General features: G+C 57.5%; 2 protein-coding genes. Both read left to right on the top strand.

The features are described 5' to 3' along the window. A partial coding sequence (locus tag LCM32_RS21890) for a hypothetical protein (protein WP_224823209.1) occupies positions 1 to 187 on the top strand: 187 nt, incomplete at its 5' end. A 600-nt stretch (positions 188 to 787) separates the two neighbouring features. Continuing rightward, a partial coding sequence (locus LCM32_RS21895) for a transposase (protein WP_224819857.1) occupies positions 788 to 905 on the top strand: 118 nt, incomplete at its 3' end.

The following is a 905-nucleotide window of genomic DNA, read 5'->3' on the forward strand; positions in this document are numbered from 1 at the left end:
TGACGCGGCTGACCGACTTGCCAGCCCGTTCAAATGCGTTCAGCAGGCTGAGGGCCTTTTGTTCGATATTCGTCGCCGCCATGTTTCCACCAACAGAAGATTGCCGTTCTCTACGTCAGGTTTGCGCACCGAAGGGGTGAATGTGCAGCTGGGCGCACAGGCAAACCGTCTTGTTGGGGTAAGTTAGGCAGCGGCGGATTCTGCGGCAAGCCAAGCAGCCGAATAAGAGGCCGTAACACGCTCGGCCCACCACTAAACGCATAGGTTAAATCGTGTCGGCGAAGCAACGACGCGAAAAATAACGCTTTTGAACAGTATGTTACAGGTTGACGGCTTGCGCAAGGTCGCGGATGGTAAGCGCAGGATCGATCCCGCCGATACTCAGGTAATAGTGGCGGCAGTCAGCGCTCTCCCCTCCCTTAAATCCGGTTCATCGGTCAGACAGCCACCACTAAATGCATATTGGAACAAGTCTAGGGATATGCTGCCCGCCTCCCGCCCCCTCCGATGTGTATGTCTCCGGGGGCGAGAGGCTAGCGTCGCGCGTATCCGCGGACGCTGTCTTTGTTCGCTCTGTCCAATCGCAGCTACGCTATGGCGACAGAGACCGGCTCTACATTGCCCGCTAAGGCTTCGCGGCATCGCGGTGGCCCTCCACACTGCCCTTCCTCCCGAGCGGCCCTCTGCGTCAGATCTAGGCAACCACTTCCAATCAACACGAGTGACCTGCTCCCCTGAAAAGTCCGCGGTTTGAGGTTAGCCTGTTCTCCAAACGAGGAGACAGATGATGCGGAAAAGCCGTTTCAGCGAAGAGCAGATCATTGGCATCCTGAAGGAGCACCAAGCCGGGATAGGCGCCAAGGAGTTGTGCCGGAAGCACGGCGTCAGCGATGGCACGTTTTACA

The sequence above is a fragment of the Pseudooceanicola nanhaiensis genome, from assembly GCF_020171315.1.
In the GTDB taxonomy this organism is placed as follows: Bacteria; Pseudomonadota; Alphaproteobacteria; order Rhodobacterales; family Rhodobacteraceae; genus Pseudooceanicola; species Pseudooceanicola nanhaiensis_A.